We start from the raw sequence: 6,114 nt of genomic DNA, 5'->3' as shown, positions 1-6,114 counted from the left end.
GGGGGGGGGGGGGGGGGGGGGGGGGGGGGGGGGGGGGGGGGGGGGGGGGGAGGGGGGGGGGGGGGGGGGGGGGGTTGTTTCTCCCCCCCCCCCCCCCCCCTCCCGTCGTACACTGACGCACCGTCAGCGGGGCACCAGGGTACTCCGATCGGCCCCCGCTGACGCCTTCCTCACTTGGCCAGTCGGCCGAGCAGCGCCGAGGCGGCGGTGATGCCGGCCGCGGTGGCGAGCGCCAGCACCCCGAAGTCCGTCGCGAGATGGGCGTGGGTGCCGATCAACAGGCCGCGCAGCGCGTCCACCTGGTAGCTCAGCGGGTTGGCCTTGCTGATCGCCTGCAGCCAGCCCGGCATCAGGCCCACCGGGTAGAGGGCGTTGGAGCCGAAGAAGAGCGGCATGGTGATCGCCTGGCCGATGCCCATCAGCCGGTCGCGGGTCAGCACGATGCCGGCGATGGTCATCGACAGGCAGGAGAAGAACGCCGAGCCGAGCAGCACCACGACCACGACGCCGAGCAGCTTCAGCGGGTTCCAGGTCAGCGCGACCCCGAGCAGGGCGGCGATCAGCACCACCACGACCGCCTGGATGACCGCCTTCACCCCGGCCGCGAAGGCCTTCCCGGTGACCAGCGCGGCCCGCGGGGTCGGGGTGACCAGCAGCTTGGTGAGCACCCCGGAGTCCCGCTCCCAGATGATCATGATGCCGTAGAAGATCGAGATGAACATCGCGGACTGCGCGATGATCCCCGGCGCCAGGTAGTCCAGGTACGGGATGTTGCCGGTCGGGATGGAGTGCAGCTTGGTGAAGGTCTCACCGAAGATCAGCAGCCAGAGCGCGGGCTGGATCGCCCGGGTGTAGAGCTCGGTGCGGTCGTGCCGCAGCTTCTGCAGCTCGACGGCGCACATCGCCAGCACCCGGGCGGGCACCAGGCGCCACCCGGTCCTGGCGCGCGGCGGGACCAGCAGCAGCCCGAGGTCGGGGCGGGCGGGCGCCGGCCGCTCGGCCGGCCGCTGCTCAGCCGACGCGGGATGCGGTGCGGCGGGTACGGCGGACATCGCTGAAGCCTCCTTCCGCTGCCTGGTCACGGCCGAGGTCGCGCCCGGCGAAGTGGCGGAACACGTCGTCGAGGGTGGGGTGTTCGTGGCTGGGGTCCTGCTCGCGGACCTGCGCCTTGAGCTCCTCGGGGGTGCCGAGGGCCCGGATCCGGCCGCGGTCCATCAGGCCGATCCGGTCGCAGTACTGGTCGGCCTCGTCCATGTAGTGGGTGGTGACCAGCACGGTCATGCCGGTGGCCGAGCGCACCGCGTCGATGCACTCCCAGACGCTGGTGCGGGCTATCGGGTCCAGACCGATGGTGGGCTCGTCGAGCACCAGCAGCCGGGGCGCGCTGACCAGCGCCTGGGCCAGCTCCAACCGGCGCACCATGCCGCCCGAGTAGGTGCCGGCCAACCGGTCGGCGGCCTCGGACAGGTCGACCGCCGCCAGCGCCTGGGCGACCCGGGCGGCCCGCTCGGCGCCGGGCACGTCGAAGACCCGGGCGAAGAGCGAGACGTTCTCCCGGCCGGTCAGCCCGCCCTCGGCCGACAGCTGCTGCGGCACGTAGCCGAGCATCCGGCGGACCTCCATCCGGCGCCGCGCGGTGTCGTGGCCGAACACCCGCACCATGCCCGTCGGCACCGGCAGCAGCGTGGTGATCGCCCGGATCGTGGTGGTCTTGCCGGCGCCGTTCGGGCCGAGCAGGCCGAACACCTCGCCGGTGTGCACCGCGAGGTCGACCCCGTCGACCGCCTTGGTCTGCGGCCTGCCGGCCTTGGCCCGGCCGAAGGAGTACTCCAGGTTGCGGCAGACCACGGCCTCGGCCGGGTCGGGCGGCGCAGCGGTGCCGCTGCCTGGTGCGTCACGGTCGGGCATCGGGCGCCCCCTTCTCGTCGGTGGTCCGGAGGCCGGTCGGAGCCTCGCCGTCGCCGCCCTGCAGGCCGGCGGCGAGCCGGCGCAGCGCGGGCAGCGCCGCGGCCAGCGCCCGGCGGTCCGGCTCGGGCAGCTCCGCCAGCAACTCGCCCACCACGGCGGTGCGCTTGGCACTCCAGGCGGCCAGCCGCTCGGCGGCCTCCGGTGTCACGTACAGCAGGGCCGCGCGCCGGTCGGCGGGATCCACCTCGCGGCGCAGCAGCCCGGCGGTGACCAGCTGGTTGACCAGCGTGGACACCGAGTTACCCGCCAGGCAGAGCTCCTTGGCGGCAGCCGAGACCCGCAGCCCGGGACTGGCGGCCACCAGCCGGAGCAGCTCCACCTGGGCGCCGCGCAGCCGCGGCACGGTGAGCTCCTGGCGCAGCCGGCGGCGCACCAGGCGCGTGATGCCGGCCAGGAGGGTGGAGAACTCGTCGGTGAGGCCGGATCCCGGGTCCGTTTCAGGCATACGATAATTTTAGCTCTCCGTAAGAGCTATCTGTAAAGCCACCGGTCCCGGTCCGGCGGCAGCCGTCGCGCTACTCGCCCAGCGGCGCGCTGTGCCAACGCTCGAACGCGCGGCGCGGCCGGCCCGGGAGTTCGGCCCGGCCGGTGGCCCAGAGCAGCAGCTGCCAGCGGTCGTCACCGGCGGCCACCGGCACCTCGGGGAAGAGCCGGGTCAGCGCCCGCTCGCACACCTGCGCGGGCGGCGCCCAGCACAGGCCGAGCCCGCGCACCACGTCCTCGGTGTGCACCAGGGTCTCCACCACGCCCATCGCGGCGAAGCCCTCGGGGTCGGCCACGCCGTAGGAGTGGAAGGCGCGCACCTCGGGCGCCGTGGTCCGGACCACGGCCGCGAGCAGCGCCCCGCCGGCCTCCAGCAGCTCCAGCAGCGCGGTCGGACCCTCCTCGCGCTGCCCCCAGATCGCGTTGGCCGGCCCGCCCGGGCGCTCGCGGCTCCACCGCAGCGAGACGTACCGGTCGGTCGGGGTCCGCCGGGAGCCGACCTGGGCCGCGTAGGCCCACAGGCCGTCGGCGGCGTGCTCCAGGGTCTCCCAGCAGTCCCACGCCAGCTCGCCGGCCGGCACCGACCAGTCGGCGGTCAGCGCATCGGCCAGGGTGGCGAGTGCGGCGGCGACGGCGGCCTCGACGTCGTCGGCGGTCACCGGAGTGCGGAGTTCAAGATCATCGGTCATGGCGGCGAAGGTACCAGCGCGGACCGGGCGGCCACACCGGGTATTCAGGCGGTGCCGCCCGCCGCCGCGAGCTCGAAGCAGTGCACGTCCACCGTCATGCCGTTGGGCCAGGTCCGACTGACCGTCAGCAGCAGCTCCCAGCCCAGCCGCTGGTACAGCCGCAGGGCGCCACCGTGCCCGGCGACCACGTCCAGCACCGGGTGCAGCCGCCAGGTCCGGGCCTGCGCCACCGCCGTGGCGAGCAGGCGCTCGCCGAGCCCGACGCCCATGGCGGACGGCGCCACGTAGAGCCGGCTCACCGCGCCCGCGCCGTCCGGCGCGCGACCCTCGGCCCGCTCCGCCCAGACCTCGCCGGCCGAGGAGCCGGAACCCCGGTTGAGCGCGACGTGCCCGACGATCTCGCCCGAGTCGCGGGAAACCGCCACCCAGCAGGCGAGTTGCTCGGACTCCAGCAGCCAGCCGGCCGGATCGGCGGGCCAGGCCACCGGATAGCCGTCCGACGCGTGCACCTCGGCGAGCACCTCCACACAGGCCGGCAGGTCACCGGTGTGCCGGCGCCGGATCTCGAACCGCTGCGCATCCCCGCCCATGCCGACCTCTTCCGCCCCACGACAGCCGAACAAAACCCGCCGAGCCTAACACCGCGCACCAGGTGACGGGCCGGCAGATCTTGCCGAGTGTTCGATGATCTGCGTACACTTTCGAGTGTTCGACGCAAGGCAAACACCACGGCCGGGTACCACCCGCGGCGCCCCGGCCCCGCCGACGAGGAGTCACAGTCATGCGCGCGATCCAGGTGGACGAGTTCGGCGGCCCCGACGTCCTGCGCCTCATCGAGGCCCCCGCCCCCGAGCCGGGCCCGGGACAGGTGAGCATCGATGTCGCCTACGCCGGCGTCAACTTCGCCGAGCTCAAGGCGCGGAGCAGCGGGTACCGGGTCCCCGCCCTCCCCTTCCGGCCGGGGCTGGAGGTCTCCGGGGTGATCCGCGCGGTCGGCCCGGAGGTGCCCGCCGAGTACGGGCTGCGCCCCGGGCTGCCGGTGGCCGCGATCACCCTGTTCGGCGGGTACGCCGAGGTCGCGGTGGTCGACGCCGGCCGGGTCTTCCCGCTCCCCGCCGGCGTCCCGCTGCGCAGTGCGGCCGCGCTGCCCGTCGTGCTGCCCACCGCCCGGGCGCTGCTGCACGAGGTCGGCCGGCTGACCCCCGGCGAGACCGTGCTGGTCCAGTCCGCCGCCGGCGGAGTCGGCGGCACGGTCGCGCAGTTGGCCAGGGCGGCGGGCGCCGCACGGGTCCTCGGCGTGGTCTCCAGCGCCGCCAAGGCCGAGTACGCCGAGCGGACCGGCTACGACCAGGTCTTCGTCGGCCCGGACTTCGCCGAGCAGGTCCGGAAGGCCACCGACGGCCGCGGCGTCGACCTGGCGCTCGACCCGGTCGGCGGCGACAGCCTGCGGCAGTCGCTGGCGGCGCTGACCCCGTTCGGACGCCTGGTCTCGTTCGGCAACGCGAGCGGGGAGCCGGACTGGCAGACCGGCCTGGCCGACCTGGTGCCCGGGCGCTCGGTCGCCGGGTTCTCCGTCTTCGGGCTCGCCCAGAGCGCCCCGGCCGCCCTGCGCGCGCTGGTCGAGGCCGCCTTCCGGCAGGCCGCCGACGGCGCCGTCGACCCGCTGATCAGCGCCGAACTCCCGCTGGAGCAGGCCGCCGAGGCGCACCGCCTGATCGAGAGCCGGAGCACCACCGGCAAGCTGCTGCTGGCGGTGGCACCGACGGCGGCGTGACGGCGCGCGGGCTTGGGCGTGTCTTTCGGATCACGTCGGGCGGGCGGGTCAGGGGCAGTGGCTGCCGCTCCAGCACGGGCTGTAGTCCGGGGCGGGGCGCAGGGTCGGCGTCGGGGAGGGCTGCGCCGGGGCGGGATCGTAACCGGCCGTCACCGTGATGGCCACGACCAGGCCGTGCACCGGGAAGGCGGCGGCCAGCGTGCCGGCGTCGACCGGCTGCCAGTCGAGGTAGTAGGACTCCCCGTCCCCGTAGTCGTGCCGCTGCTCCGGTGTCGGGAACGCGGGGGCCCGGTCGACCTCGACCTTGGCATCGGGCTGCGGGTTCAGCGGCCCCGCCGGACCGGAGCTGCCGGGCGCCGCCGGCTTGAAGCGGTAGTTCACCACCACCTGGCGGGGCAGCTCCGTGGTGGGAGTGGCCGACGGGGTGGGAGTGGCCGACGGGGTGGCGCTGCCGCCCGAGGGCTGCGGCCGGTCCCGCTGCTCGCGGGTGAACACGCCGACCAGGCCCGGGCCCCGGCTGTCCGGCCCGCCGTCGTCACCGTCCAGCGGCTGCCAGCCGGCGTCCAGGACCTGGTCGAGATCCGCCAACCGCTGCTGGAAGTCCCCGTCCAGCGCCGCGAAGTAGGTCACGCTCCGCCGGCAGAAGACCGGCTCCCAGCGCCTGGGCCCCCAGAGGCCGGGCTGCTCGCCGGTCTGGCAGACGTCGGAGACCGCCGTGCCCAGCGGCGTCGCCCACGGCAGCGCCGCCCGCACCCGCCCCAACTGCGCGTCCAGCTCGGCCGTGGCCTGCCCGTCGGCCGCCCGCCCGGTGGCCGAGCGCGCCGCCTTCGCGACGTCCGGCTTGGGATCCCCCTCGAACGCCGCGTACTGGTGCCACAGGTAGCCGGCCACCCCCGCGACCAGCATCAGGACGACGACCAGGCAGCTCAGGCACCCGCGGCGCCACTGCCGCTCCTGATCGGACATTCCCCCCACCCCCCAGTGGCCCTCCCGACACCTGCGGCCGGGAGATCCGGATGATCCTAGGGCCTGTCTGACAATTCGCGTCGGATCAGCGCGCGGCTCCCCCAGCCTTCGGCCGGGAGGTACCCCCATCACCCAGCCTGGCGGCTGGGTGGCGCCCGGCTGGGCGTGCCGGCGGATCGTCCTCGTACTGGGTCGTACTTGGATGATCCGCCGGTGCGTCCATGGGGGCACCTC

7 protein-coding genes are annotated in these 6,114 nt (G+C 74.9%); 1 reads left to right on the top strand and 6 read right to left on the bottom strand.

The genetic code is table 11. From position 1 onward, the window contains the following. Positions 1–170: 170 nt before the first annotated feature. The 5 genes from ACQRUO_RS25715 to ACQRUO_RS25695 all read right to left on the bottom strand — a co-directional run bounded on the left by ACQRUO_RS25715 (position 171) and on the right by ACQRUO_RS25695 (position 3,730). The gene (locus ACQRUO_RS25715; protein ID WP_428318431.1) at positions 171–1,052 is read right to left on the bottom strand and encodes an ABC transporter permease; all 882 of its coding nucleotides are present in this window, start codon (positions 1,050–1,052) and stop codon (positions 171–173) included. Then, a complete protein-coding gene (locus ACQRUO_RS25710) occupies positions 1,012–1,908 on the bottom strand; it encodes an ATP-binding cassette domain-containing protein (protein WP_428318430.1) in 897 nt (298 codons plus the stop codon). The genes ACQRUO_RS25715 and ACQRUO_RS25710 overlap by 41 nt, the downstream gene beginning before the upstream one ends. After that, a complete protein-coding gene (locus ACQRUO_RS25705) occupies positions 1,895–2,413 on the bottom strand; it encodes a MarR family winged helix-turn-helix transcriptional regulator (RefSeq protein ID WP_428318429.1) in 519 nt (172 codons plus the stop codon). Before ACQRUO_RS25705 ends, ACQRUO_RS25710 begins: the two co-directional genes overlap by 14 nt. Before the next feature lie 70 nt (positions 2,414–2,483). Continuing rightward, positions 2,484–3,140 (bottom strand): hypothetical protein, encoded by a 657-nt coding sequence (locus tag ACQRUO_RS25700; protein WP_428318428.1) that lies wholly within the window; start codon positions 3,138–3,140, stop codon positions 2,484–2,486. Between the two features lie 44 nt (positions 3,141–3,184). Next, positions 3,185–3,730 carry an N-acetyltransferase family protein gene (locus ACQRUO_RS25695; RefSeq protein ID WP_428318427.1) on the bottom strand — a complete coding sequence of 182 codons (546 nt, stop codon included), beginning with the start codon at positions 3,728–3,730 and terminating at the stop codon, positions 3,185–3,187. A gap of 191 nt (positions 3,731–3,921) precedes the next feature. On the opposite strand from ACQRUO_RS25695, the gene ACQRUO_RS25690 reads away from it, so the two are divergent. Then, positions 3,922–4,914 carry a quinone oxidoreductase family protein gene (locus ACQRUO_RS25690; protein WP_428318426.1) on the top strand — a complete coding sequence of 331 codons (993 nt, stop codon included), beginning with the start codon at positions 3,922–3,924 and terminating at the stop codon, positions 4,912–4,914. A gap of 48 nt (positions 4,915–4,962) precedes the next feature. Here the strand turns inward: ACQRUO_RS25690 and ACQRUO_RS25685 are convergent, their stop codons facing one another. Then, positions 4,963–5,880, bottom strand: coding sequence for a hypothetical protein (locus ACQRUO_RS25685; protein WP_428318425.1), 918 nt, complete (start codon positions 5,878–5,880; stop codon positions 4,963–4,965). Positions 5,881–6,114 lie beyond the last annotated feature (234 nt).

It is taken from the genome of Kitasatospora sp. LaBMicrA B282 (assembly GCF_050325825.1).
Classification (GTDB): domain Bacteria; phylum Actinomycetota; class Actinomycetes; order Streptomycetales; family Streptomycetaceae; genus Kitasatospora.
This window is presented reverse-complemented; position numbering and strand designations above follow the sequence as displayed.